We start from the raw sequence: 25,489 nt of genomic DNA, 5'->3' as shown, positions 1-25,489 counted from the left end.
CTCTCGCATTGTCACTGTCTGTCGGTCATGTTGAGCGGGGATGCTTCGGCCGGGTGGCGCGTCGTATCGTGGGCGGGTGATCGAAACGCCTATTGCCACCACGTTGTGGGACACCCACCAACGCCCCCAGCCCCAACCCGGAACCCCTCCCGCGGCCTATTCCGCCGAGTGGTATCGGCTGCCGGATTCGGTGGAGAGCGGTGAAGGCACCGAACGCCGTGCCCTCACCGATCGCGACGGTCGACGCCGCAACGTGGAGTTCCCCGCACTGCCCGAACCGCTGCCGCACCCGGTCGTGGACAACCACACCCACCTGGACATGTCGGACGGGCTGGTTCAGGTGTCGGTGATGGATGCCATGGATGCGGCGCGCTCCGCATCGGTGCTCGGACTCGTGCAAGCCGGCTGCGATGTGGAATCCTCACGGTTCGCCGTGTCCGCGGCTCAGTCCGTGCCGGGTGTGCTGGCTGCGGTGGCGTTGCACCCGAACGAAGCACCGTCCTTGGCTGCTTCCGGTTCCTTGGCAGAGGCTTTGGCGCAGATCGATGAGCTGGCCGCCGAGGATCGGGTGCGGTGCGTTGGCGAGAGCGGTCTGGATCGCGTGCACACGCCCGACTCCGGGTACGCGGCACAGGAGGAGTCCTTCCGTGCGCACATCGAGTTCGCCAAGAAGTACGACCTGGCCCTGCAGATCCACGACCGTGAAGCCCACGCAGACGTGGTCCGCGTGCTGCGCGAGGTCGGGGCGCCGCCACGCACGGTGTTCCACTGCTTCTCCGGTGATCCCGGACTGGCGCGCGTGTGCAATGAGAACGGCTGGTACATGTCCTTCGCGGGGACCGTCACGTTCAAGAACGCCAAGCCCTTGAAGGCCGCATTGCTCGAGGCGGACCGATCACTCATCCTCACCGAGACGGATGCCCCGTTCCTCACCCCGCACCCGTTCCGGGGCCGACCCAACGCCCCGTACATGGTCAATTACACGGTGCGCGGGATGGCGGAGATTCTCTCCACGGATCTCGAGGAGTTGTGCCGGCAGATCTGGGCCAACTCCGAGAGGGTGTACGGACAGTTCTAGGGCCCCAGGCGGACGAGTGTGACATCCGGGGCCAGAGCTCCGCGATATTCCGTGGCCGCTGACATGCGAGGTCGAGGTTCGTGGAAAACCGCGGCTACGGCCACGTAACTCTTCCCCATATGTTTACGACCGCGGCCATCCTGCCACCCTCTGCCCGAAATCTCGGCCCCCACCCGCGGCACCCCTCTCCGCGAAGCACACCGCCCGAGCAACGTAGGATGAACCGGTGACCGACCAGAGCCCTGACGGCCCGCTCCTGGGCCCCGCAGAAATTCGAGAACTGGCCGAGCGAGCGGGCATTCGCCCCACCAAGACGCTCGGCCAGAACTTCGTGATCGACCCCAACACGATTCGGCGGATCGTGGCCACGGCGCATCTCACCTCGAACGATCATGTCCTGGAGGTGGGGCCCGGCCTGGGGTCGTTAACGCTGGGTCTGCTGGCGGCGTCGTCGGCGGTGACGGCGGTGGAGATCGACCCACCGCTCGCGGCGCAGCTCCCGGAAACGGTCGAGCGTTTTTATCCCGAGGCGGCGTCGCGTTTGAACGTGGTGCTGCACGACGCCGCTCGCGTCACCGACCTGCCCGGCGCCACCCCGCCGACGGCGCTCGTGGCCAACCTGCCGTACAACGTGGCCGTGCCGGTGCTCCTGCACATCCTGGAAACGTTCCCCACCGTGCGCCACGGCTTGGTCATGGTCCAGGAAGAGGTCGCCGATCGTCTCGCCGCTGGACCGGGATCGCGGGTGTACGGTGTGCCGTCGGTCAAGGCCAACTGGTACGCGGAAGTGTCCAAGGCCGGTGTGATCGGCAAGAACGTGTTTTGGCCGGCGCCCAAGATCGCGTCCGGTCTGGTGCGGTTCGAACGTCGTGACCCGCCGGCCGATGAGGCGCTGCGCACGGACGTTTTCGCGGTGATCGATGCCGCCTTCGCACAGCGGCGCAAAACCCTCCGTGCGGCACTGAGCGGCTGGGCCGGATCCGGTCCGCGGGCGGAAAAGATCCTGCGCGCGGCCGGTATCGACCCCGGCGAGCGCGGCGAAAAACTCGACGTCAAAGCGTATGCGCGAATTGCGCAGGCACAACCGACCACGGAGCACCACGAATGAACCCCGCCGGATTGCGGGCCTCGGCATCGGCCCCCGCCAAGACGAATCTGGCGCTGCACGTGGGCGACCCCGGGTCCGACGGATACCACCCGCTGGAAACCCTGTTCATCGCCGTGGACGTCCACGAGATCGTGACGGCCTCGATCAACTCCCACGTGACCCGGCGCGGCAGCGGCGTGGTGGTGTCGGTGTCCCCGGCGCCCGGTAGCGAGTACGCGGAAATGATCCAATCCGGTGCGGCGACGCTTTCGGACATTCCCCTGGACGAGTCGAACCTCGCGGTGCGTGCCGCGCTCGCCGTGTGCGCGGCTCACGACTGCAATCCCGGGATCGAGCTGCGGATCGACAAGGCCGTTCCCGTGGCCGGTGGCATGGGTGGCGGTTCTGCGGATGCCGCCGCCGCACTCGTGGCCGTGGACGCGTTGCTCGCCAAGCACCTTGACCAGCCCCGGTTGGGTCGTGACCGGCTCATGGACATCGGGTCCGAGCTCGGTGCCGATGTCCCCTTCATGGTCCTCGGTGGTCTGGCTGAAGGCCGGGGTAAGGGCAATGACCTACGCAGCGTGGAGACCAGGGAACAACTTCACTTGGTCTTCGTCCCCCAGGACCAGGGGCTGTCGACCCCGGCGGTATTCCGGCTGTGGGACCGTGCGCACCGGGCCGACGCGGACCAGGGAAGCGCCCACGCTCCGGACCCCTTGAATCCGACACTCGTGGAGTCGGCCGCCGTGGGAGATGCCGCGGGGGTGGCCACGTGGGTTCGCAATGATCTGCAGCCGCCCGCCATTGAGCTACTCCCCGAACTGGCCACGTTGCTCAACCACGGCGTGGACCTGGGCGCGCTCGCCGGGTGGGTCTCCGGATCGGGGCCCACGGTGTGTTTCTTGGCCAAATCCGCGCAGGATGCGGACAATCTGGTCGACGGCTTGCGCCGCGAGCACCGGTACGCTTTTTCAACCACGGGGCCCGTGAAGGGTGCCCAACTGATCCCCGAGTGGGGCACAATCTAGACCAATGCGCCCGCGCTCGCGGACCCTGACGTGAGGAGACAGCATGCCCATTCGTCCCCACCAGGTCCAGGCCGTGCCCAAACCACTCGTCGAGGGTTTGGAAAAGCTGCGCGAGGAATTGAACATTCCCGAGGATTTCCCGGCCGAGGTGCACAGCGCCGCTCTGCACGCCGCACAGCACCCTCGCCTTCCCGAGCTGGACCGTACCGATCTGGAATTCGTGACCGTGGACCCGGAGGGCTCCCGGGATCTGGATCAAGCGGTGTTCATCGAGGCATCCGGGTCCGGATACATCGTCTGGTACGCCATTGCCGATGTCGCCGCGTTCGTGATCCCCGGGGACCCCCTCGACCTGGAAGCCCACGTCCGCGGTCAGACCCTGTATGGCCCACACAAGCGCACTCCGCTGCACCCTCCGGAGCTTTCCGAAGACGCCGCAAGTTTGCTTGAGCACGAGATCCGGCCCGCCGTGCTGTGGCGGATTGCCCTGGATAACAAGGGGCATCAGACAGCTCGCACCGTCCAGAGAGCCCTGGTCCGTAGCCGCGCCCAACTCACGTACCGAGAGGTTCAGGACGCCCTCGACAGCGGCACCGCCTCGGCACCTCTGCGACTGCTCAAGACCGTGGGATTGCTGCGCGAACACATCGAGCAAGAACGTGGCGGCGTGAGCCTGCGAATTCCCGAGCAGGAGGTCGAGACATCCAACGGGGAATGGCACATCGTGCACCGTTCCGCGCTCCCCGTTGAGGGTTGGAACGCACAGATCTCACTGCTCACGGGAATGGCCGCCGCCGAAATCATGCTCGAGGCCGGGGTGGGTCTGCTGCGGACCTTACCGCCCGCCGACGCCGCCTCGTTGCGCAAACTTCGCGAGACCGCCAAAGCGCTGCGGATCGATTGGCCTCCCGAGATGGACTACACCGAATTCGTGCGCACCCTGGACCCGCAGCGCCCGGATCACGCGGCCATGCTGTATTCGTGCACCCTGTTGTTCCGCGGGGCGGGGTACCTGGCGTTCAACGGGCAACGGCCGGACAATGCGCAACACGCTGCTCTGGCCACCCATTACGCGCATGTGACGGCTCCGCTGCGGCGGCTGGTGGACCGCTACGCGGGTGAAGTCTGTCTTGCCGTGTGCGCGGGGGAGCCGGTCCCCGAGTGGGTGGCCACCGCATTGGCCCAGTTGCCCAGGGAAATGGAGTCATCCAACCGCAAGGCATCGGCCTATGAACGGGGCATCGTGAACATGGTGGAGACGTTCATGCTGTCCCCGCATGTGGGCGAGGAATTCACGGGCACCGTGGTCGAGGTGGATGAATCCGGGGAGAGGGGTCGCTTCATCATCAGGACTCCGGCCGTGGAAGCAGGCATCAGGGGCGTTGATCTACCGTTCGGGCAGGAGATCCGGGTGCGCCTGGTGGCTGCCGACCTGCAGAACGGACAGTCGCGCTTCGAACTGGTGTGCTCGGGAGCCGTGCTCTCGGCGACAGCCGATTGCTAGTTCTCCAAATGCATGCGCGGAACCGGCCTCGTGAACATACGGGTATGCCACATCAATTGAATGAAGCCCACGGCTATCCATGCCAGTCCCAAGAGAACTGTATTGCCTGTAAGGCTCGTCCACAGCCATGCGGTGAGGAAAAATCCGATCAGTGGAATAACTCCGTAACAGATAATTGCGCCCATTGATCGGCGGCGATCTTGAATCAAGAATACCGAAATGACGCTGAGGTTCACCATGCTGAAGGCGGTCAGCGCTCCGAAACTGACTATGGAGGCGACGAAATCGACATCCGCAAAGACTGCCGATGTCGAGATGAGGGCCACTACGAGAATCGCACCGACGGGCGTGCGGAAACGACGGGAAATGGTACCGAACAATTTTTCGGGGAGTACGCGGTCACGGCCCATCGCGTAAAGGATCCTTGAGACCGAGGCTTGCGATGCCAGCGCAGACCCGAGGGCGCCGGTGACATAGGCGGCCAGGAATAGCGCCGTCAGCAGGTTTCCGCCGATGTGGGCCAGTACTGAAATGGCCGCAACGTCTGCCTCGCCTCCCGTGATGACTGCGGGGTGAGCCATGTAGGCGAACCATGACACGGCCACGAAGAACACCCCACCGATGACCGTGGTGAGAATAACCGCCCGTGGGATTGACTGTTTGGGCGCTCTAGCCTCTTCGGCCATGGTCGAGATCGCATCAAACCCAAGAAAGGAGAGACACAATACCGCAGCACCTGCGGCTACCGCCGTCAAATTGAAGTCCGACCGGATAAAAGGGTCCAACGGACCGGCGGCCGGGTCGAAGGCTCGGACCGCAAAGACAAAGAAGATCATGAAAAAAATGACCTGAAGCAGAACAAGTACCATATTCGCGCTTTTCACCACCAGGATTCCCACGATGTTGAGCACGGTGACGAGAACCAGGGCCGTCAGAGAGAAAGCCCATGCCGGAATGGCTGGGAACTGTTCCGCAAGGTACAGGCCGATCAAGAGGTAATTGAGCATCGGTAGCAGGACGTAGTCGATCATGACGGCCCATCCGGTGAGGAAGCCCACGCCGCCACCCAGTCCCTCCCGGGTGTAGGCGTAGGCGGAGCCTGCCGAATCAACTCTGCGCCCCATGAACGCGTAGCTGCACGCAGTAAAGAGCATGGCCGCCAGGGTGATGAGATAGGAGCTGGCGAGGAATCCTCCGGTGATGTCGTTGACTATGCCGTACGTCGTGAAGACGGTCATCGGAACCATGTAGGACAGCCCGAAGAACACGAGGGTGGGCAGTCCCATCGAGCGACGTAGCGACCCACCCGCTTCGCGGTGGTCACTCATGGGTTCGTTGAGGTGTGAAATGAGCATGACCTGAGACTCCTATGTCCGGGGGACCTGCACGTTTGCGGCCTGGATCAAAGCACGGACGTCCGGTGACCTTGACACCTCACCGGGACAGCGGCATATTGACCATGTGGTCAATATCACTTTTTCGAGAGCTTAGAGTGGGCACCGGGGGCTGTCAATGGATACGACCGTGAGCAAGAAAACCGCAGAAGGAGGCGGGGCAACCGCCGGCGTGCGCCGTCGATTGTCACCGGAGAAGCGACGGGAGGCCATTGCGGTCACAGCACAACAACTGGCCCTGACCGACGGCCTGCAAAACCTGACGCATCGGAATATCGCCGCCAAGCTAGGGGTCACCCACGCGCTGGTGGTGCACTACGAGCCGAGTATTGAGTCCTTGCGGCTGCGCGTGTACCAAGACCTTCTCCAGGCCGAATTCATGACGGTCACGTCGCAGGTGGCCCGATACCCAAGGGCAGTGCACAAACTGTCCGAGCTGATTCGATTGACGAGCCGCCCGGGAAGAGAAGACTACGCCGGGGTGTGGCTCGACGGGTGGAGCCTGGGCCGCCGTCATCCGGAGACGGCCCACGCCGTGCGCCACATGATGGACCGTTGGCAGGCCATGGTGGCCGCCATCCTGGAACAGGGGACGTCGGACGGGGACTTCGACGTGCCGGGTGCGGACAGCTGCGCCTGGGAGATCATTGCTCTCCTGGACGGGTTCAACGCGCACACCATCGTGGGATACCGAGACCCGGGACAGTACCGTGAGCGTATTTCGGCACCCATTGAAGCTCGTTTGAACATGACCCCCGGAACTCTGACCGAAGATCCACCGCCCCCGCTTCAGAAGCCCGTGGATGGTTCACCGCAACAACAGGAGGAACAGTGAACAACGCCAAGTGCAACGATATCCCGGAAAGATCCACGGAGGTGGTCGTGGTAGGAGCCGGCATTGCCGGACTGACGGCTGCCGAACGACTCGTCGAGAGCGGCGTGGACGTGATCGTTCTGGAGGCCCGGGACCGAGTGGGAGGGCGGCTCGAAGGCGGGCGCTTCACCTCGGGGACGAGTATCGAACTTGGCGGCCAATGGGTCGGACCCACTCAGGACCAAGTGCTCGCACTAGCCGAACGGCTGGGGTTGGAGACCTTCACCGTGCACGATGAAGGCAGGTCTCTACTCTTCGCCGAGGGTGGACGTCACGAAAGCGACGATGACACGTTCGGCCTGCCGGGTGAGTCGGCGCGTGCGTTCCAACAACTGGTGGCGACAATCGACGCCACCGCCGCAACCATTGACCGGCAGTCCCCGGCAGACTCTCCCGGTGCAGCCCGTTTGGACCGGATGACGGCGGCTCAGTGGTTGGACGACAACTGTCAGGACCCCGTCGCCCGGAGATTCGCGGACACGTTGTTGGTGTCCATTTTCGCCGCGGAATCAGACGAGTACTCGGCCCTTCACCTGTTGTTCTACCTGAGCTCCGGAGGCGGCCTGCACCGCATGATGATCACCATCGGTGGGGCCCAGGATTCCCGCGTCCGTGGTGGTACACACCAGCTGGCGCAACGCCTCGCGGGGTCCCTCGGTCACCGGGTGCTGCTGGACCGAGAGGTGCTTGAGATATCCGAGTGGAACACGCAGGAGAGTCCCACGGCACCGAACAGCCAGGTCACGGTCAGAACCACTGGTACTCGATACCGATGTGATCACGTGATCGTGGCGCTGCCACCGATCATGGCCGCGAGAATTGTCTATGCACCGCAGCTTCCCGCCAATCGGGACATTGCGCAGTCGCACATGAACCCCGGGAACGTCATCAAGTTCCAGGTCGAATATGACACGCCGTTCTGGCGTGCTGCGGGCCTCAGCGGCACGGTACTCAGTCTCGACCACCACGTGTCCCTCGTGTACGACAACGGTGTTCCCGATTCCGAACGGGGCATTCTGGTGGCTTTCGTGGAGGGTCGCCATGCACGGGCATTCAACGATCTGCCCGAGGACCAGCGCGCTCAGCTCGTCGTGGCTGATCTGGAATGTTTCTTCGGGGAGATGGCCTCTCGACCCACCGAGGTGCTGCAGCGTAACTGGTCCGAGGAACCATTTACCCGGGGTTGCTACGGCGGACGATTCGGCACGGGATTGTGGACCACCGTGGGGAAGCACCTCGCTCAACCACTGGGGCGCATCTCCTGGGCGGGCGCGGAAACAGCATCGGTGTGGAACGGGTACATCGACGGCGCCATCAGATCCGGCCAGCGCGCGGCGGAGGAAGTGTTGCAGATTTCCGGGAAGCAATGAATGCGCGGATTACCCAGCTCCGACTCACTTCTCACTCCTAGTCTTGATCCCACATCGACCATTGAAAGGTAGGCGCACATGTCCGTCGTCAAGATCAACGCCATTGAAGTTCCCGAAGGGGCCGGGCCCGAGCTGGAGCAGCGCTTCGCCGCGCGTAAGCACTCGGTGGATTCCGAGCCGGGTTTCGAGGGCTTCCAGCTGCTGCGCCCGGTGGCGGGGGAGAACCGCTACTTCGTGGTGACCACCTGGGCCACCGAGGAGGACTTCGTGGCCTGGCGCGACGGCAACGCGCGCGCGGCCCACGCCGGCCAGGGCAAGAAGCCCGTGGCATCGGGTGCGAGTTTGCTCGAGTTCGAGGTCGTCGACCTCTGAGCAATGAACCGACCGATAAGGAGTTTCACCATGACTGACACCATTGCCGGCATCTCCGTTCCCGACACCAAACTGACCCGCGAGATCACCGAGTACATCCGTGACACCGAGGACGACCTGCTCTACCACCACTCCCGTCGTGTGTTCTTCTTCGGCGCCTTCCAGGGCCGGGTGCGCAACCAGTCCGTGGATCACGAGTTGCTCTACGCGGGCGCCATGTTCCATGACATGGGACTGACCGAAGGGTACATGGACTCCACGCTGCGCTTCGAGGTGGATGGTGCGAATGCGGCCAAGGAATTCCTGCTGGACCACGGCACCTCCGCGCAGCGCGCCCACGACGCATGGCTGGCCATTGCCCTGCACACCACCCCGGGCGTTCCCGAGTTCTTGTCCCCGGAGATCGCGCTGGTCAGCGCGGGTGTCGAGACCGACGTGCTCGGCATGCACCTGGAAGACCTCAGCGCCGAGCAGCGGGATGCCGTGGTGAAGGCCCACCCGCGCCCGGACTTCAAGAACCGGATCCTCAATGCCTTCAACGACGGCAACGTGCACCGCCCGCACTCCACGTTCGGCAACATGAACGCGGATGTTCTGGAGCACTTCGATCCAGACTTCAAGCGCGACAATTTCGTGGAGATCATCAAGACCAATCCCTGGAGCGAGTAACCCCCAGGAGCATCCCCATTGATGCTGTCTCGATGAGGCCGCAGGATCACTCCAGCGCCTCACCCAACTCCAGCCACCGCATCTCCAGCTCGTCCATCTGCTCCTGCAGCTCGGATTTCTGCGCGGCCAGCGTGCCCAGTCCCTCGAAGTCGGAGGGATCCGCGGCCGCCATGGTCTCGTCCAGGGCCGCAGCTTCTTTGGTGAGCTTCTGCAGCTTGCGTTCGACGGCGCCGAGTTCCTTCTGGGCCGCCCGCGCCTCGGCGCCGGAAAGCGTGGGCTCGGAAGCCGAGGCCGCGGCGTCGTCGGATCCGGACGAGGAGCCGGCCGCCAACGGGTTGGAGGCACCGGCGGACCCCGCAGCCGACCCGGAGGATGAGGAGGCCGAGAGCTTCAGGTACTCCTCGACCCCGCCGGGCAGGTGACGGAACTGGCCGTTGATCACCGCGTACTGCTGATCGGTCACGCGCTCCAGGAGGTAGCGGTCGTGGGAGACGACCAGCAGGGTGCCGGGCCAGGTGTCCAGCAGGTCTTCCATGGCCGCGAGCATGTCCGTGTCGAGGTCGTTGGAGGGTTCGTCCAGGATCAGCACATTGGGCTCATCCAAGAGGATCATCAGCAACTGCAGCCGGCGCTTTTGACCACCCGAGAGGTCCTTGACGGGCGTCTTGAGCTGCGCGGACGTGAACCCCAGGCGTTCGAGCAACTGGGTGGGACTCATTTCCTTGCCCTCGGTCACATAGCTGGTTTTCTTGCTCGCCACCACGTCCGAAACGCGGTCATTGGCGACGTCATCGAGCTCCGCCAACTGCTGCGTGAGCGTGGAGATCTTCACGGTTTTACCCCGCTTGACCCGCCCGGAGGTGGGGGAGACAGCACCCGTGACCAGGCCCAACAAGGTGGACTTACCAGCGCCGTTGACACCCAGAATGCCCGTGCGCTCACCGGGGGCAATCAGCCACGTGACGTCCTTGAGGACATGGGTGGTGGCGTTGCCACCCTCGAAGGACACCGAGACGTCCTCGATGTCCACCACGTCCTTGCCCAGCCGGGACACGACCATGCGCGAAAGGGAAACCGAATCACGTGGCGGGGGTACATCGGAAATCAATTGGTTGGCGGCGTCGATGCGGAACTTGGGTTTGGAGGTGCGGGCGGGCGCGCCGCGGCGCAGCCACGCGAGTTCCTTGCGCATCAGGTTCTGGCGCTTCTGCTCGATCACGGCGTTCTGCCGGTCGCGCTCCACGCGCTGGAGCACGTAGGCCGCGTAACCGCCCTCGAACGGCTCGACCATGCGGTCGTGGACCTCCCACGTGTCCGTGCACACGGCGTCCAGGAACCAGCGGTCGTGGGTGACAACCACCAGCGCACCCGAATTCTTGGACCAGCGGTTGTTCAAATGCTGGGCCAGCCACGTGATGCCATCCACGTCCAAGTGGTTGGTGGGCTCGTCCAGGAAGATCACGTCCCAGTCCTGGGCCAACAGACCGGCCAGGGCCACGCGGCGTCGTTGCCCGCCGGAGAGCTCGCTGATGTCGGTGTCCCAGTCCACGTCCGAGACCAGACCGGAGATCACGTCGCGCACCTTGGCGTCCGAGGCCCAGACATGGTCGGGGACATCGCCGACGACGGCGTGGCCCACCGTCTGATTCGGGTCCAGGGTGTCCGCCTGATCCAGCATGCCCACGGTGGTGCCCGAGCGCACGGTGACTCGTCCGCCGTCGGGATCGATGCGGCCGGCGAGCAACCGCATGAGCGTGGATTTACCGTCACCGTTGCGACCGACAATCCCGATCCGGTCGCCCTGATCGATACCTATCGAGACCGCATCGAAAACAGTCTTGGTCGGATACTCGAGGTGCAGATTCTCTCCGCCAATCAGATGTGCCACGCAGGCCAGGATACAAGCGTGGGGGTCATCCGGGAGAAGTGTCAGAAACGCGTGGGAGAATTGGCCCATGCAAGAAACAAACGTCACCGCCCCCGTCGCAGGGACGGTTCTGGACACACCGCAGGATCTGGCGAGTGCCGTGCAGCTCGTGAGCGAGCACCCGGGGGCCGTGGAGATCACGCTGGGCGCGGACCGCCCGGTGGGCCTTCACCTGGGCACGGTCGTGCGGCGTCAGGCGGGGGATCAGCTGCGCAAGGCCGGCGCGGACCCGTTGATCCTGCGCGCGCCGATCTCCGTGGATGAGGACATCCCGGACGAGGGTGTGATTGCCGACTCCGACGCCGCCCTGGTGCTGTGCCACGGCGTGGGGGCCCGGGCACTCGTGCTCGCCCTGGGCGGGATCACCCACCGCGGCAGGCAGCGACAACGGCTTTATTCAATGGTGGCCGCGCTCGCGGAAGCGGCATCGGCGCAGGACGTTCGGCTGCTCGTGCAGAACCACACCGCAGTCGATGAAGTTCTCATGCTCCTGGTGCTCCTGGACCGTGAATTCGACCAGAACATCCTGGACGTCATCGAACCCGAGGTCGCTTCACTCGCGTGGGACGTAGCCCGTTCCCGCGACGCGGGGCAATCGGATGCGGATGCTTGGGGGTTCGTCCGGCGTGCGGCGCAACGCGCTCCCGTACTGGTGCGCGGACTGGGACCGGGGGAGACGCGGCGCCTTGGGCAATCTCTTCCCGGGTTCGACGAGGCCATGGCCAACGGGCGCGTAGTTACAGTGGAACACCGCGGGGGAGCGCGCTGACGAGGGGCCGAGAAATGTTATGGTAATTTTCCGTGCATCCGTGTGATGCACGGTTGTGTTGTCACGGCAGTGGCGACCTTTCCGCCATGGTGTAATCGGCAGCACACCGGCCTTTGGAGCCGTGAGTCTAGGTTCGAGTCCTAGTGGCGGAACGCACGAACCACCCAGGTGCAGATGGGTTCCCCCACCTGACGAGCAACCACGAGGAGTTAGCTCAGTGAGCATCGTCGATACCGCTGCCGATCACAGCGCCGCGACCGGCGGGTCCGGCCCTGCAGCAATCATCGTCCTGGCCGCAGGCAAGGGCACCCGCATGAAGTCCAAGACCCCCAAAATCCTGCATGAGATCGGGGGTCGTTCCATGGTCGGGCACGCCCTCAAGGTCGCGCGGGAACTGCATCCTGAACAGCTGGTGGCCGTCATCCGCCACCAGCGGGATCTGGTCGAGGGGCACATCAACTCCCTGGACGCGGACGTGTTGATCGCGGACCAGTCCGACGTCCCCGGCACCGGCAGTGCCGTGGATGCGGGTTTGGGCGTCCTGGATCGGGAAACTCCCGTGGCCGGCACCGTGGTCGTGACCTACGGTGACGTCCCGCTGCTCACGGCGGACACCCTGCGGGGCTTCGTGGCCCACCACCGAGACCACGGCAACTCCGTGACCGTGCTGACCGCTGATCACCCCGCCCCGGGCAAGTACGGTCGCATCCTGCGTGATGAGAACGGTCAGCTCGCGGAGATTAAAGAATTCAAGGACGCCACAGAGCAAGAGCGTGCGGTGGTGGAGGTCAACTCCGGGATCTTCGCTTTCGACGCCGCCGTGCTGCGCGATTCCCTGGCCCGGGTGGACACCGACAACGCCCAGGCCGAGAAGTACCTCACCGACGTCCCCAAGCTCGCTCGCGCCGCGGGCCACCGCGTGGACGCCCTCAAGATGGCGGACTACATGGAACTGGAGGGCGCCAACGACCGCGAGCAGCTCTCCGAGCTGGGCGCCTACCTGAACCAGCGCACCCTCAAAGTGCACATGGCCAACGGCGTGACCGTGGTGGATCCGCGCAGCACGTGGATCGATGACACCGTGGAGATCGAGCAGGACGTCACCATCCTGCCCGGCACCCAGCTGCACGGCACCACGCGGATCGCGGAGGACGCCGTCGTCGGCCCGGATACCACCCTCACCAACGTGACCGTGGGTAACGGCGCAACCGTGATCCGTACCCACGGCAGCGATGCCGAGCTGGGGGCGGGTGCCACCGTGGGGCCGTTCGCATATCTGCGCCCGGGCACCGTGCTGGGCCCCAAGGGCAAGATCGGCACGTTCGTGGAAACCAAGAACTCGACCATTGGCGAGGGCTCCAAGATCCCGCATCTGTCCTACGTGGGCGACGCCACCATTGGTGAGCACTCCAACATCGGTGCCGCCTCGGTCTTCGTCAACTACGACGGCGTGAGCAAGCACCGCACCGTGGTGGGCAACCACGTGCGAATGGGCTCGGACAACATGTACGTCGCGCCCGTGAGCATTGGCGACGGCGCATACTCCGGTGCCGGTACCACCGTCCGCAAAGATGTTCCCGCCGGTGCGCTCGCCCTCACCGAGGGCAACCAGGTCATTGTGGAAGGGTGGGTGCTCAAGCACCGCCCCGGAACCGATGCGGCCCGGGCCGCGGAAGCATCCAACGGCTCCCAAGATTCTGACCACGGATCTCAGGCCTAACGGGTCGGGGCAGACGCGGCCAGCGCTCCATCAAGGCATTTCGAGGAAAGCGAGTTCACATGACCGGAATTACGAATGCGGGGTCGAACCGCATGGTTCTGCTCTCGGGTCGTGCTCATCCGCAGCTGGCGCAGGACATCGCACGCGAGTTGGGAACCGAATTGGTCCCCACCGACGCGTACGACTTCGCCAATGGTGAGACGTACGTGCGATTCGGCGAATCGGTGCGTGGTGCTGACGCGTTCCTCATCCAGGCGCACCCGGCGCCCATCAACCAGTGGATCATGGAACAGCTGATCATGCTGGACTCGCTCAAGCGGGCCTCGGCCAAATCCATCACCGTGGTCAGCCCGTTCTACCCCTACGCCCGCCAGGACAAGAAGCACCGCGGTCGTGAACCCATCTCCGCACGCTTGCTCTCGGACCTGTACAAGACCGCCGGTGCCGACCGTTTGATGTCCGTGGATTTGCACACCGCGCAGATCCAGGGCTTTTTCGACGGTCCGGTGGACCACCTCATGGCCATCCCGTTGCTGAGCGACTACGTGCGCTCCGTGGTGGACGAGTCCAACGTGACCGTGGTGTCTCCGGACACCGGTCGGGTACGCGTGGCCGAGCAGTGGGCTGAGCGTCTGGGCGGTGCACCGTTGGCGTTCGTGCACAAGACGCGTGACATCAGCGTTCCCAACCAGGCCGAGTCAAAGCAGGTCGTGGGTAACATCAAGGGCCGCACCTGCGTGCTCATCGACGACATGATTGACACCGGCGGAACCATTTCCGGTGCCGTGAAGGTTCTGCGGGACAGCGGAGCCAAGGATGTCATCATTGCGGCCACTCACGCGGTGTTCTCGGATCCCGCCGTGGAACGCCTGGCCAACTGCGGTGCCATGAAGGTTGTCGTCACAGACACCCTTCCGGTCCCGGAGGAGCACCAGTTCGAGAACCTCGAGGTCATCTCCATTGCACCGCTGATCGCGCGTGCCATCCAGGAGGTCTTCGAGGACGGTTCGGTCACCAGCCTGTTCAACGGCCGTTCCTGATACCCAGCACCAACGACAACGCGGTGGGCCACGTTCCAGTGGCCCACCGCGTTGTTTCAGCTCGGGGTGCTGTTGCCCCGGCGCCGATGACCGTCGCACCGGCGGGCACCGGCGCGACGGTCGAGCATCAGATCCGCGTCATCCAGGTGCGGCCGGTGCTCAGGTTGTAACGGACCACGTAACCCTTGGAGAACTGCTGACGGATTTCATTGCCCGCGCGGTACTCATCCGTTCTGGGGAATCCCAGGCCGCGCTCCTGGCCCCGCTGGGCCCAGAAGTTACCGATGGCCGACTTCTCCTTGACGGCGTGGGACCCGGTCGACGGCGTCCACAGCACCTTGGTCTGCCGGCCGGAGGGCGCCCGGAACACCTGATAGGCGCCGCCCTTGATGGTTCGTTCCTCCATGAGCGGGAATCCGTAGCCGCGTTCGCGCCCGGCAGCAATGAACTTGCCACCGATGGACGACGAGTTACGGATGAAGTGAGCCCCGCTGCGCGGATGCCAGTACGCGGTGGCCTTCACTCCATTGCGCACGAATTCCTGGTAGCGACCACCCGAGGCGGCGTTGGCCTCGTTCATCACCGGCTGACCCCACTTGGCCGCACCGCCCGTGGCGCGATAAATAGCACCGATTCCGCCGCCCGTCTTGTACGTGGAGCTGACGGTCGTCGTGCTGGGGGCGCGACCACCCAGCGGCTTGTAGTTGCGGTTGCTCGCCATGGACTGCAGCTGTGACCACGAACCCCGGTACTGGTTGGAGTCACCGGAGAACGGGCCGGAAGCCGAGAACTGCCAGATGTCATACGTGGACCAGCCGTTGGGCATGGCTCCGGCGCCGGTGGTGTTGTACGCGGCAATGTGCAGCGGGTGGGTGTTGAACTGCGCGGTGTTACCCGTGCACGTGCGCCACCAGTCGGTGGTGGAGTAGATCGCGGGCAAGCGGCCGGTGCGCTGCTTGTAGCGGTCCGAGAAGGACTTGATCCACGAGTTCATTTGCGGCTGGGACATGTTGTAGCAGGTGTTGCCCAAGCTCGAATAGGGGTTGTACTCGATGTCCAGCAGACCGGGGAGGGTCTTGCCGTCCGCTGACCAACCGCCGCCGTTGTTCACGAAGTAGTCGGCCTGAGCGGCGCCGGAGGACACACTGGGCAGGGCGAAGTGGTAGGAACCACGGATCATTCCCACGTTGTAGGAACCGCGGTACTGGGATGCGAACGAGGGGGACTTGTAACCGGTTCCCTCCGTGGCCTTCACGTAGGCGAAACGCGCGCCCTGGGAGTACTCGGCACTCCAGTTCACGGTGGGCTGCCAACCGGAGACGTCCATGCCCATGATGCCCGCCGGGCGCCACGTGTTCGCCTGGATCATGAGCGACATGGACCCGGCGGGGCCCACCTGTTGCGTGCTGGAGGGATTTGACTGCGCGGACGCGCTGGCCTCCGGCGTCACCGCCCCCGGGGACGCCGACGCCGCCGGCGCGGGCGTGTCGGTCAGTGCCTCTTCGACCTGCTCGAGCTCGGCTTCGGACTCGTCGGACAGGTTGGTGGTTTCCGCTATGGATTTCATGTGCTGCCCCATGGTGGCGCCGGGGTTCTTGTCGCCGGTCTTGGGAGGTGCGCTGGGCAGCTTGGGATCCTTGACCACGGTGTCGAGTTCTTCGGTTTCCACCGAAACCACGCTGCCGCGGTCGGGGTCGAGATTTTCCTTGGGGGTCTCAGCGGCAAACGCCGGAACGAATGAGGTGAATGCCAGAACGGCCGCCGTGACGGCAGCGGGCAGGGTGATTTTGCGAGGGGGAATCACACGTATGACCTAACTGGGGGGAGGTGCGCGGGGGGGATGCGCAATTCAAAGGGGGCATAAGGATTCTAAACAGTTTCTGCGGATTTCACAGGATTAAATGCCCGCGTCAATCACGGAACGATTTCGACAGCGCAAATGTTTCGTATCGCATGGTTCACACCCCTGGCCTTGACCGGGATCGCCCGCCACCGCGTGGTGGCGATGGAAATCAATTCCCGAGGCCGTGATGACCCCGTGCGGGCAGGGTCAATACGCGCCGTCGGACGCGAAAACCGCTTTGAAGGTACGCAGCAAAATGATCACGTCTTGCACCGGGGACCAGTTCTCCACGTAGTAGAGGTCCAACCGCACCGACTGTTCCCAGTCCAGGTCGGAACGTCCGGAGACCTGCCACAGGCCCGTAATGCCCGGACGGACACGCAAGCGGCGGTACACGTGTTTTTCGTACTGCTCCACCTCGGAAGCCAGGGGTGGGCGGGGGCCGACCAGCGACATGGATCCGCCCAGGACGTTGAGGAACTGCGGGAGTTCATCCAAGCTGTAGCGTCGCATCCACCGACCGGGGCGCGTGACGCGGGGGTCGTCCTTCATCTTGAAGAGCACGCCGCCTTCCGATTCATTGGCGGCCAGCAACGCCGCCTTGCGTTCCTCGGCGTCCGTGTACATGGAGCGGAACTTCAGCATCTTGAAGCGGGTGCCGTCAATACCCACGCGCTCCTGCGCGAAGAAGGCGGGGCCGCCATCGTGGAGTTTGACGATTGCACCCAGAACCAGCAGTACCGGAGAGAGCAGGATCAGCGCGCAGCTGGCCCCCACGATGTCGATGCCACGTTTGATCATTTTCTTGGCACGGGTGAAACGCGGGGTCGCCACGTGGATGAGGGGCAGCCCGGCCAACTGCTGGGTGTGAATGCGTGGGCCGGCAACGTCGGTCAGCCCGGTGTTCATGACCAGGCGAATGTGCTCATCGGCCAAGGCCCAACCCAGGTGACGGATTTCGCGCGTGCTCAATGGGACGGAGGCGGTCATGACCAGGGTTTCGATGCGGTTCTCACAGCACGCGTGTACGATGCCTGCCACGCTGGGGCAGACTCCTGGCTCCAACGTATTGACCGGCAGTTCCACGCGCGCGAGTTCCTCGGGCATCTCGCGCCGTGACGGCGGCATGTAGACGGCCACCGGTTTGAAGCCCGCGTGCGGGCGCCGTTGCAATTCACCGACCATCTCGACCGCACCGGGGAATCGACCGATAACCATGGTGCGGGACATGGCTTGACCCCTCGAACGGCGCTTCATCAAATCGCACCGGGCCAGGAATCTGCCACTGATCAGCGTGATCAGACCGAGCGGGAGAGCGATCAGCACGTAACCGCGGGCCGTGGGGATGTCGAAGGCGTAGGAGACAATGGCAATGGCCCCGAAGAGAACCAGTGTTGAGGTGACCACCTGTTTGGTCTCCTCGACACCGTTACCGATCAGTCGAACGCCACGGGTGCCGCGCAACTCCAACCACGTCCACCACGCGAATCCGAGAATGACACCGACCAGCCAGTACGGGACCGGAATCAATTCGAGGGCCAGAAATCCGTCCCCCGAACCGAAACGAATCAATTGGCTCAGCGCCAACGCGACTGCCAGACCCATGGCATCGGATATCCGGAGAGTCTGCTGGTATTTCTCACGCCACAACGCTTGCGTGTGGCGCACCATTGGCCCCTTGTACATGATCGTCGGTCCCTCCCCCTGAAAACGATCGACGAGAGTGCGTGATGACCCGCACGGCGTCGGCACGGCCGTGATGTGAGGCGGCCGCACTATGGAACCTCCCCCGAGATTCACGTTCTCCACACTAGCGCGAAAACCGCGCGAAAAGCTTCTGTTTACGACCAATGGGTGCATAACGGGGGACGAAAATAGATTCGGCGACCGCCATAGCGCCACGTGCTATTCTGTGCAGGTTGCCAAGGCGAGGGGGCGGTTTATTTTGCTGCCCCGTTATCGACGACGGCTGGTGGGATCGTGAACTCCCCGGTTCCTCTTGAGGAACGGTGGACCGTGCGGTGCCGCACCACGTCGGTTTGCTGACCGGTTCAACGAATGGTGCGAGCGCCTTCCGGACGGTCAGTGTGGTGACGAAACCGATACCCCACGATCAAAGGAGTTCCACCATGGTGGATATCATCAATATCCCCGGTACCCTGCGCACCGAGTTCGGTAAGGGATATGCCCGCCGCGTGCGTCAGAACGACCAGATCCCCGCAGTGATTTACGGCCACGGTGCCGAGCCCCTGCACGTGATCCTGCCCGGGCACGACATGATGCTGGCTTCCCGTAACCCCAACGCCGTTCTCGAGATCAACGTTGACGGTGAGGGTCACTTGGCCATGATCAAGGAAGTTCAGCGTCACGCCGTCCGCCCCGAAATCCTGCACATCGACCTGCTGACCGTTCGTCGCGGCGAGCGCGTGGAGGTGGAGATCCCTGTTCACGTCGAGGGCGAGGTTGCCCCCACCGCTGTGCACAACGTGGAAGAGAACGTTCTGGTCATCGAGGCCGACGCACTGAAGGTGCCCGAGTCCGTTGTGGTCAACATCGAGGGCCTCGAGCCCGGTGAGCATGTTTACGCCAAGGACATCACGCTGCCCAGCGGCGTGACCCTGGTCTCCGAAGAGGAACTGCTCGTGATCAACGTGTCCGAGCCGGTTCAGCAGGATCTGGGCGAGGAGCCTGAGGAAGGCGAGGAGACCGCCGAGGGTGGGGAAGCCGCTGACGAGGCTTCCTCCGAGGACGCAGAGTAAGTACGCCCCCCGCGCCGCGCACTCGCTGGGCGGCGCGTGCACGTGTGTGAACGCGGCGGTAGGTACCCACGGGTGCCTGCCGCCGCATTTTCATGAGCGAAGATTGTGGAAGCGCACCGTGGAAACGGGGTGCTCCGTCTCGACACAAATGAGTGCAGTGCCAGGGGCGCTGCACCGAACCGAAGGAGGCCTTCCGTGGCTGATCGCACGTTGGTGGTGGGGCTGGGCAACCCCGGTGACCGTTATGCGGGAACACGACACAACGCCGGTGCCATGGTGTTGGCCGAACTGGCTCACCGCGCGGGGGCCAAAATGTCCGCCCATAAGACCCGAGCGGCGGTGGCGGAAACCCGGATGAGCCCCGGCGCTCCCAGACTGGTCCTGGCCCAGCCCATGAGTTACATGAACGCCTCCGGTGGGCCCGTGTCCTCATTGCTCAAGTACTACGATCTGGGCCTCGAGAACCTGGTGGTCGTCCACGACGAGATCGACCTTCCGTTCGGCACGGTCAAGCTCAAACGCGGCGGGGGTGAAGGCGGCCATAACGGGCTACGAGACATCACCAAGGCACTGGGCACCAAGGATTACATCCGCGTTCGCGTGGGTGTGGGTCGACCCCCGGGTCGTATGGACACCGCCGATTACGTGCTCAAGCGATTTTCCGGCGCCGAGGCCAAAGAACTGCCGCTGGTCATCAGTGACGCCGCGGACGCCGTGGAAATGCTGAGTAATAGGGGACTGACCGACACGCAACAACATTTCCACGCCAGGTTGTCCTGACACCCCGCAGAGTTCTCCCGCCCGGCCCGCGCCGGCCGGTGACACTGCGGGCCAGGCCCGTAGCTGCGGCGGGCTCAACACTGCGTAACCACCATTCGTCACCGCGCTCGCACAGGACTACGGTGGAGACGCCCTCAGCGTTCGTCAAGGAGCGAAAGCTCATAAGTAGGAGTCATGACCACAACCCCCCTGGACAACGAGCAGGTCTTGCAGCTGAAGCAGGATTTCCCGCTGCTCACCGAATCGCAGGTGGCGGGTCATCCGCTGGTGTACCTCGACACCGGTGCCACCTCCCAGGTGCCCCTGAGGGTCGCTGACGCGGAACGAGACTTCACCCTGCGCCATCGTGCAGCGGTCCACCGTGGCGCCCACACGCTGGCCGTCGAGGCCACGGATCTCTTCGAGGACGCACGGGCCACGATCGCAGGCTTCGTGGGTGCCGACCCTTATTCACTGGTCTGGACCTCCAATGCCACCGAGGGACTGAACCTGCTCAGTTACGCGATGTCCAACGCAACCGCGGGTTCCAATGGTTCCGAGAACGCGGAGCGGTTCCGCGTGGGGCCCGATGATGAGATCGTCACGACGCAGGCGGAGCACCACGCGAATTTGATCCCGTGGCAGGAACTGGCAGCCCGCACGGGTGCGAGCCTGCGCGTGGTCCCCGTGGACGAGTGCGGCCTGATCACGCCCCAGGCGGTTGCCGACACGGTCTCGGAGCGCACCAAGCTCGTGGCGTTCACGCACGTGTCCAACGTGACCGGCGCGATCACGGATGTTCAGGCCATCGTGGAGGAGGCCCAGAAGGTCGGCGCGCTCACGGTTCTCGATGCGTGCCAATCCGTACCGCACATGCCCATGGACTTTCCCGCGCTCGGCGTGGACTTCGCCGTGTTCTCCGCGCACAAAATGCTGGGCCCCACGGGCATCGGCGCGCTCTACGGTCGCCGCGAGCTGCTCAATGCGCTGCCCACGTTCCTCACCGGCGGCTCCATGATCACCAAGGTCACCACCGAGCACGCTCGATACCTGGACTCGCCCGTCCGCTTCGAGGCCGGTACCCAGCGCATCAGCCAGGCCGTCGCCTGGGCGGAGGCCGTGCGATACCTGCAGGCGATCGGCATGGACCGGATCGAGGCGTGGGAGGCCGAACTCGGCCGTCGGTTGGCACGGGGTGTCACCGAGATCGACGGCGTTCGTCTCCTCGGTCCCGAACCCGGGGTGGAGCGCGTGGGCCTGGTCAGCATCGACGTGGCAGGGGTTCACGCGCATGATGTGGGTCAGCTCCTGGATGTCGCGGGAATTGCCGTGCGGGTGGGTCACCACTGCGCCCAGCCGCTGCACCGCGAACTGGGCCTCACGGCCAGCACGCGGGCAAGCACGTATTTGTACAACACCACCGACGACGTCGATAGCTTCCTCAACGAGCTTTCGCGTGTTCGCGGCTACTTCCGGGCGGAGGGCGCATGAGCGCTGAATTGGACCAGCTGTACCAGACCATCATTTTGGAGCACTCGCACAAGCGCAGTGGCGAGGCGAGCCAGGACGTTTCATCGGCTGGTGAGCGCAGCGCAGTGTCGCATCAGTACAACCCCACGTGCGGTGATGAAATCACCGTGCGGGTGACGGTGACCGGTGGGGAGACCCCCACGGTGGAGGCCGTGGAATGGAACGGCGAGGGCTGCTCGATTTCCATGGCGGCGGCGTCGGTCTTAGCGGAAACGGCACCGGGAATGAGCCTGCCCGAGCTCGACACGTTGATCGAGCACTTCCGTGACATGCTGCGATCGCGCGGCCAGGTGGCTCCGGATGAAGAGATCCTAGGCGATGCCGCTGCCTTCGCGGGGGTGTCCAAGTTCGTGGCGCGCGTGAAGTGCGCGATGCTCAGCTGGGTGGCCGTCGAGGACGCCGTGAACCAGGCGGCGTCCAAGACCGTCTAGTTGTCGTAGACGTCCGGGTCCACGCCGTGGGCCCGGACCTTCTTGTACTTGGCGTTGCGGGTCAGCAGCATGGTGCCACCAATGACCGCGGCCAACATGGAGCCGAACAGAATACCCACCTTGGCGTGGTCGTTGTGGGGGCTGCCGATACCGAAACTCAGTTCGGCCACGAGCAGGGACACCGTGAAGCCGATACCGGCCACGAACGACATGCCGAACATGTCGGTCCAGGTGTAGTCCTTGTCCTTGACCGCTGGGCTGAACCGGTCCATGAGCCAGGCCGCGCCGAAAATCCCCACGGGCTTACCGATCAGCAGGCCGGCCACGATACCCAGGGCCACGGGATCCGTGGCCGCGGACTTGATGCCCTCGATGCCACCCACGGCGACGCCGGCGGAGAAGAACGCGAAAATGGGGATGACCAGGCCGTTGGACAGCGGGCGGAAACGATGCTCGAGAGCCGGGGCCAGGCCCATCTCGGGGTCCTCATGACGGATGACTCGGGGAGTGGTTTTCATGACGGGCACCATGAACCCCAGCAGCACACCGGCAATGGTGGCGTGCACGCCGGCTTCGTAGACGAACCACCACGTGGCCACCCCAAGGGGCAACAGGATCACCCAGGCGGCCCAGTGCTTGGCGATGAACCAGTTGGCGTACTTGTGGGTGAGTACCCAGAAGATCGCCAGCAGCACGGCGGCGCCACCCAGGAAGAGCACGCGCACGGAATCCGTGTACACGAAAGCAATGATGATGATCGCGATCAGGTCGTCGACCACGGCCAGGGTCAACAGGAAGGTGCGCATGGCAGTGGGCAGGGCCGAACCCACGACCGCCAGGACGGACACGGCGAATGCGATGTCCGTGGCGGTGGGAATGGCCCAGCCGTGCATGGCCGTGTCCTCCGCACCGGCCGCGATGTTGATGCCCAGGTAGATCAACGCGGGCATGATCACACCGCCCACGGCGGCAACCACGGGCAGCATGGCCTTACGAATGTTGCGCAGCTCACCATTGATGAATTCGGTCTTGAGTTCCAAACCCGTGAGGAAGAAGAACACCGCCAGCAGACCATCGGCGGCCCATTCGCCCACCGTGTGGTCGAATCCTGGAACTCCGATGCCCACGTGGGCGTCACGCACCCCGAAGTAGAAGTCACCCAGTGGCGAGTTGGCAAAGACCAGGGCGGCGACCATGGCGATCAGCAACAACAGGCCGCCCGTGGTGTCCTGCCGAAGGTAGGATCCTAGCTTGCCCGCGCGTGACGGATTGTTCACGGCCACATTCAATGCCAAACTCCATTCGATCTGCCGATGTCTCGGGTCATCATATAGCTTCGAAAATAGAACCCGGGGGGCCGCGTAAGTGCCCCCCGGGTGATCACGCGGTGCGTGAATATTTAGTTCTTGGCGATCCAGGACTCGGCGGCCCGGGCCTGCAGGGTCAAGGCCTTGCCGATGTAGGGCTCCGCGGCGGCGGCGATTTTCTTGCCGACCAGCGGAATGTTGGCCACCACGTCACCGGTCACATCGACCAGCGTCTCGTCGTGGGTGGACGTGAGGGTTTGAGTGGCATTGGCTCCCACGGGCAGCCCGTGTGCTTTGATCTCGGTGCGGGCGTTGCGGGAACCGTCAGCGGCCGGAGCGTCGTAGGTGTCCACCTGGTTGAGCTTGATGGCGCCCTTGACGAACTTCTGAACCACATCGGGCAGCTTGTCCGCGGACATGGTGCGCACGGTGGTCACGGTGAATGCCGTGTTGATGTCACCGGAAACCTCGAAGGACTCCAACTGCGTGCCCGCACGATCGCTCACGTGGCGCACGAAGGCCTCGTCCACAAAGGTGTTGAGCACGGTGTCCAGCGGGGCCTTGATGGTGGTGGAGGCGTTGACAGGCATGGTTCTCCTTGAAGTCGATGTACGCGAAACGCATTGTGGCCAGCGCAACCATCCTAGGCCCATGGCGGGTGCGGATCGCTGAGGACAACCACAAATGGGGCTGCCCGATCGCGACGGGGCAGCACATGACACGTGTCCCGTGTCCGATGAAACGTTGGATTTCCCGAATTCGTGCCCCAATGAGGGGACGTATCTCCGGGGGTCAACACGCGGGTGTGTTTCTAGACTGGACGAGAGGCGCGCAGGGGAGAGCGGGCCCGGATTTCAGGGGAGAACCACGTGGACAACAACACGGGCACAGAACTCGAACAACCGCTCATCAGCGTGGTGATTGCGGTGTACAACGGTCAGGACGCGGTGGGGCGGGCCATCAGCAGCGTGCTGCGGCAGACCCATCCGAACATCGAGGTGGTCATCGTGGACGATGGCTCCACGGACAACACGTCGCGGGTTCTGGAAGGCTACGAGGCGCTGGGTAGGGCCGGCCGCGAGATCCGTGTGCTGCGGCAGGAGCACACGGGCCGCGCCGTCGCGCGTAATACGGCTCTGGAGGTGGTGAGCGGGGATTTCATCACCTTCTTGGATGCGGAGGACACCTTGTTGCCGCACCACCTCGGCACCCTTTTGGGGCGCTACGAGGACGTGGCCACGAGTGAGAGTGGCTCCCGGACGGTGGTGTGCGCCAATGCCTTCCTGTGCACCGCGGGTGGGATCAATGCGGGGCGCCTGCGGTACCGGGAGAAACTGCCGGACGTCCGGCGGCAGCGGTCCGTGATCCTGGACCGCAACTTCGGGAGTCTTTACGGCTTGTTCCCACGGTATTTCTTCGCGGAGGTGGGGGTCTTCGACCCGGAGCAAGTCTGCGTGCAGACGTGGGAGTTGTGGCTGCGGGCCATTTATTCGGGCTGGCGTGTCGATCGCGTGGAGCAGGTTACCAGCATCACGTGGTGGTCAGAGGATTCCAAGCAAAAGCATCAAGAGTGTCTGGCGGCCGGCGAAGAGCGTGCCCTGCGTCAGACCCTGCGCCGATTCGACGGCAAACTCAGCACGAGGGAACGGGCCGCAGTGCAGCGGCGACTCAAGAACGGGTCTGCGCTCGTGGCGGCGTCGCAAGCTGCGCAGGCGCTGCGCGAGGGTCGCGGGGAGGACGCCAAAGAACACCTCAGGCGCACCGCTGAGATGATGCCCACGCAGCGCCGTGTGCGGATCAAGTCCGCGATCGCGAACTTGCCCGGTGGTACACGCTGGCTGGTCAACCGGCAACGCGCGGAGGATCGGTGCGTGGGGTACACCACGCATTTGCAGTGTTGAGCCGGGATTGTCACGCGAGGTAATGCTCACCGCCGCGGACCGCGTGGCCTCGGGCAACGACAGCTCCCACCGATAGCATCGACTCCGAACCGCCCCGGGTCCCCGGGGTCCAGCTTTGAATCCC

At 64.2% G+C, this 25,489-nt stretch carries 22 protein-coding genes and 1 tRNA gene; 17 read left to right on the top strand and 6 right to left on the bottom strand.

All coding sequences use genetic code 11. The features are described from left to right. Positions 1-76: 76 nt before the first annotated feature. The 4 genes from AC3ENJ_RS04715 to AC3ENJ_RS04700 all read left to right on the top strand — a co-directional run bounded on the left by AC3ENJ_RS04715 (position 77) and on the right by AC3ENJ_RS04700 (position 4,700). Positions 77-1,078: a TatD family hydrolase gene (locus tag AC3ENJ_RS04715; protein ID WP_431813249.1), complete on the top strand. Its 1,002-nt coding sequence runs from the start codon at positions 77-79 to the stop codon at positions 1,076-1,078. Positions 1,079-1,304: 226 nt separating this feature from the next. Next, positions 1,305-2,186 (top strand): 16S rRNA (adenine(1518)-N(6)/adenine(1519)-N(6))-dimethyltransferase RsmA, encoded by an 882-nt coding sequence (rsmA, locus tag AC3ENJ_RS04710; protein ID WP_190807434.1) that lies wholly within the window; start codon positions 1,305-1,307, stop codon positions 2,184-2,186. Then, positions 2,183-3,196, top strand: a complete 1,014-nt coding sequence (locus AC3ENJ_RS04705) for a 4-(cytidine 5'-diphospho)-2-C-methyl-D-erythritol kinase (RefSeq protein ID WP_190781714.1) — start codon at positions 2,183-2,185, stop codon at positions 3,194-3,196. Before rsmA ends, AC3ENJ_RS04705 begins: the two co-directional genes overlap by 4 nt. A gap of 43 nt (positions 3,197-3,239) precedes the next feature. Beyond that, positions 3,240-4,700, top strand: a complete 1,461-nt coding sequence (locus tag AC3ENJ_RS04700; RefSeq protein WP_190781713.1) for an RNB domain-containing ribonuclease — start codon at positions 3,240-3,242, stop codon at positions 4,698-4,700. Here AC3ENJ_RS04700 and AC3ENJ_RS04695 read toward each other — a convergent pair. Further along, positions 4,697-6,055 (bottom strand): APC family permease, encoded by a 1,359-nt coding sequence (locus AC3ENJ_RS04695; protein ID WP_431813248.1) that lies wholly within the window; start codon positions 6,053-6,055, stop codon positions 4,697-4,699. The two genes, AC3ENJ_RS04700 and AC3ENJ_RS04695, sit on opposite strands and share 4 nt — an antisense overlap. Positions 6,056-6,224: 169 nt before the next feature. Between AC3ENJ_RS04695 and AC3ENJ_RS04690 the strand changes: the two genes are divergently transcribed. From AC3ENJ_RS04690 to AC3ENJ_RS04675, 4 genes are all read left to right on the top strand, one after another. Next, positions 6,225-6,929 (top strand): TetR/AcrR family transcriptional regulator, encoded by a 705-nt coding sequence (locus AC3ENJ_RS04690; RefSeq protein WP_431813247.1) that lies wholly within the window; start codon positions 6,225-6,227, stop codon positions 6,927-6,929. Beyond that, a complete protein-coding gene (locus AC3ENJ_RS04685; RefSeq protein WP_431813246.1) occupies positions 6,926-8,338 on the top strand; it encodes a flavin monoamine oxidase family protein in 1,413 nt (470 codons plus the stop codon). The genes AC3ENJ_RS04690 and AC3ENJ_RS04685 overlap by 4 nt, the downstream gene beginning before the upstream one ends. A gap of 78 nt (positions 8,339-8,416) precedes the next feature. Continuing rightward, positions 8,417-8,710 (top strand): antibiotic biosynthesis monooxygenase family protein, encoded by a 294-nt coding sequence (locus AC3ENJ_RS04680; protein WP_190807439.1) that lies wholly within the window; start codon positions 8,417-8,419, stop codon positions 8,708-8,710. A gap of 30 nt (positions 8,711-8,740) precedes the next feature. After that, positions 8,741-9,379 (top strand): HD domain-containing protein, encoded by a 639-nt coding sequence (locus tag AC3ENJ_RS04675; protein WP_190781709.1) that lies wholly within the window; start codon positions 8,741-8,743, stop codon positions 9,377-9,379. A 46-nt stretch (positions 9,380-9,425) separates the two neighbouring features. On the opposite strand, the gene AC3ENJ_RS04670 is transcribed toward AC3ENJ_RS04675, so the two are convergent. Then, positions 9,426-11,267 carry an ABC-F family ATP-binding cassette domain-containing protein gene (locus AC3ENJ_RS04670; RefSeq protein ID WP_431813245.1) on the bottom strand — a complete coding sequence of 614 codons (1,842 nt, stop codon included), beginning with the start codon at positions 11,265-11,267 and terminating at the stop codon, positions 9,426-9,428. Between the two features lie 67 nt (positions 11,268-11,334). Here AC3ENJ_RS04670 and AC3ENJ_RS04665 point away from each other — a divergent pair, with 67 nt between their 5' ends. From AC3ENJ_RS04665 to AC3ENJ_RS04650, 4 genes are all read left to right on the top strand, one after another. Then, the gene (locus tag AC3ENJ_RS04665) at positions 11,335-12,075 is read left to right on the top strand and encodes a hypothetical protein (RefSeq protein WP_431813244.1); all 741 of its coding nucleotides are present in this window, start codon (positions 11,335-11,337) and stop codon (positions 12,073-12,075) included. An 80-nt stretch (positions 12,076-12,155) separates the two neighbouring features. Next, positions 12,156-12,227: transfer RNA gene (locus AC3ENJ_RS04660), tRNA-Gln, on the top strand. A gap of 65 nt (positions 12,228-12,292) precedes the next feature. Continuing rightward, positions 12,293-13,795, top strand: coding sequence for a bifunctional UDP-N-acetylglucosamine diphosphorylase/glucosamine-1-phosphate N-acetyltransferase GlmU (gene glmU / locus AC3ENJ_RS04655; protein WP_431813243.1), 1,503 nt, complete (start codon positions 12,293-12,295; stop codon positions 13,793-13,795). A gap of 59 nt (positions 13,796-13,854) precedes the next feature. Continuing rightward, positions 13,855-14,835 carry a ribose-phosphate diphosphokinase gene (locus AC3ENJ_RS04650; RefSeq protein WP_190781705.1) on the top strand — a complete coding sequence of 327 codons (981 nt, stop codon included), beginning with the start codon at positions 13,855-13,857 and terminating at the stop codon, positions 14,833-14,835. Between the two features lie 127 nt (positions 14,836-14,962). On the opposite strand, the gene AC3ENJ_RS04645 is transcribed toward AC3ENJ_RS04650, so the two are convergent. Continuing rightward, positions 14,963-16,639: a GH25 family lysozyme gene (locus AC3ENJ_RS04645; RefSeq protein WP_190807444.1), complete on the bottom strand. Its 1,677-nt coding sequence runs from the start codon at positions 16,637-16,639 to the stop codon at positions 14,963-14,965. Positions 16,640-16,885: 246 nt separating this feature from the next. Beyond that, a complete protein-coding gene (locus AC3ENJ_RS04640; protein ID WP_223841989.1) occupies positions 16,886-18,364 on the bottom strand; it encodes a sugar transferase in 1,479 nt (492 codons plus the stop codon). Between the two features lie 443 nt (positions 18,365-18,807). Here AC3ENJ_RS04640 and AC3ENJ_RS04635 point away from each other — a divergent pair, with 443 nt between their 5' ends. From AC3ENJ_RS04635 to sufU, 4 genes are all read left to right on the top strand, one after another. Next, positions 18,808-19,437, top strand: coding sequence for a 50S ribosomal protein L25/general stress protein Ctc (locus AC3ENJ_RS04635; RefSeq protein ID WP_431813242.1), 630 nt, complete (start codon positions 18,808-18,810; stop codon positions 19,435-19,437). Positions 19,438-19,632: 195 nt separating this feature from the next. After that, positions 19,633-20,217 (top strand): aminoacyl-tRNA hydrolase, encoded by a 585-nt coding sequence (gene pth, locus AC3ENJ_RS04630; RefSeq protein WP_431813241.1) that lies wholly within the window; start codon positions 19,633-19,635, stop codon positions 20,215-20,217. 174 nt (positions 20,218-20,391) lie between these two features. Next, positions 20,392-21,687 (top strand): aminotransferase class V-fold PLP-dependent enzyme, encoded by a 1,296-nt coding sequence (locus AC3ENJ_RS04625; RefSeq protein WP_431813240.1) that lies wholly within the window; start codon positions 20,392-20,394, stop codon positions 21,685-21,687. Then, positions 21,684-22,157: a Fe-S cluster assembly sulfur transfer protein SufU gene (gene sufU, locus AC3ENJ_RS04620; RefSeq protein ID WP_431813239.1), complete on the top strand. Its 474-nt coding sequence runs from the start codon at positions 21,684-21,686 to the stop codon at positions 22,155-22,157. The genes AC3ENJ_RS04625 and sufU overlap by 4 nt, the downstream gene beginning before the upstream one ends. Here sufU and nhaA read toward each other — a convergent pair. Further along, positions 22,154-23,434 (bottom strand): Na+/H+ antiporter NhaA, encoded by a 1,281-nt coding sequence (nhaA, locus tag AC3ENJ_RS04615; protein ID WP_308495886.1) that lies wholly within the window; start codon positions 23,432-23,434, stop codon positions 22,154-22,156. The genes sufU and nhaA overlap by 4 nt on opposite strands. A 122-nt stretch (positions 23,435-23,556) precedes the next feature. Then, complete coding sequence (locus tag AC3ENJ_RS04610) at positions 23,557-24,054, bottom strand: DUF2505 domain-containing protein (RefSeq protein ID WP_190807447.1); 498 nt, start codon at positions 24,052-24,054, stop codon at positions 23,557-23,559. Between the two features lie 279 nt (positions 24,055-24,333). Here AC3ENJ_RS04610 and AC3ENJ_RS04605 point away from each other — a divergent pair, with 279 nt between their 5' ends. Then, on the top strand, positions 24,334-25,365 hold the full coding sequence (locus AC3ENJ_RS04605) for a glycosyltransferase family 2 protein (protein ID WP_431813238.1): 1,032 nt from the start codon (positions 24,334-24,336) through the stop codon (positions 25,363-25,365). The last annotated feature ends 124 nt before the right edge of the window (positions 25,366-25,489 follow it).

The sequence above is a fragment of the Kocuria sp. cx-455 genome (genome assembly GCF_057707085.1).
The sequence above is the reverse complement of the archived record's forward strand: the minus strand, read 5'-3'. Positions and strand labels throughout refer to the sequence as shown.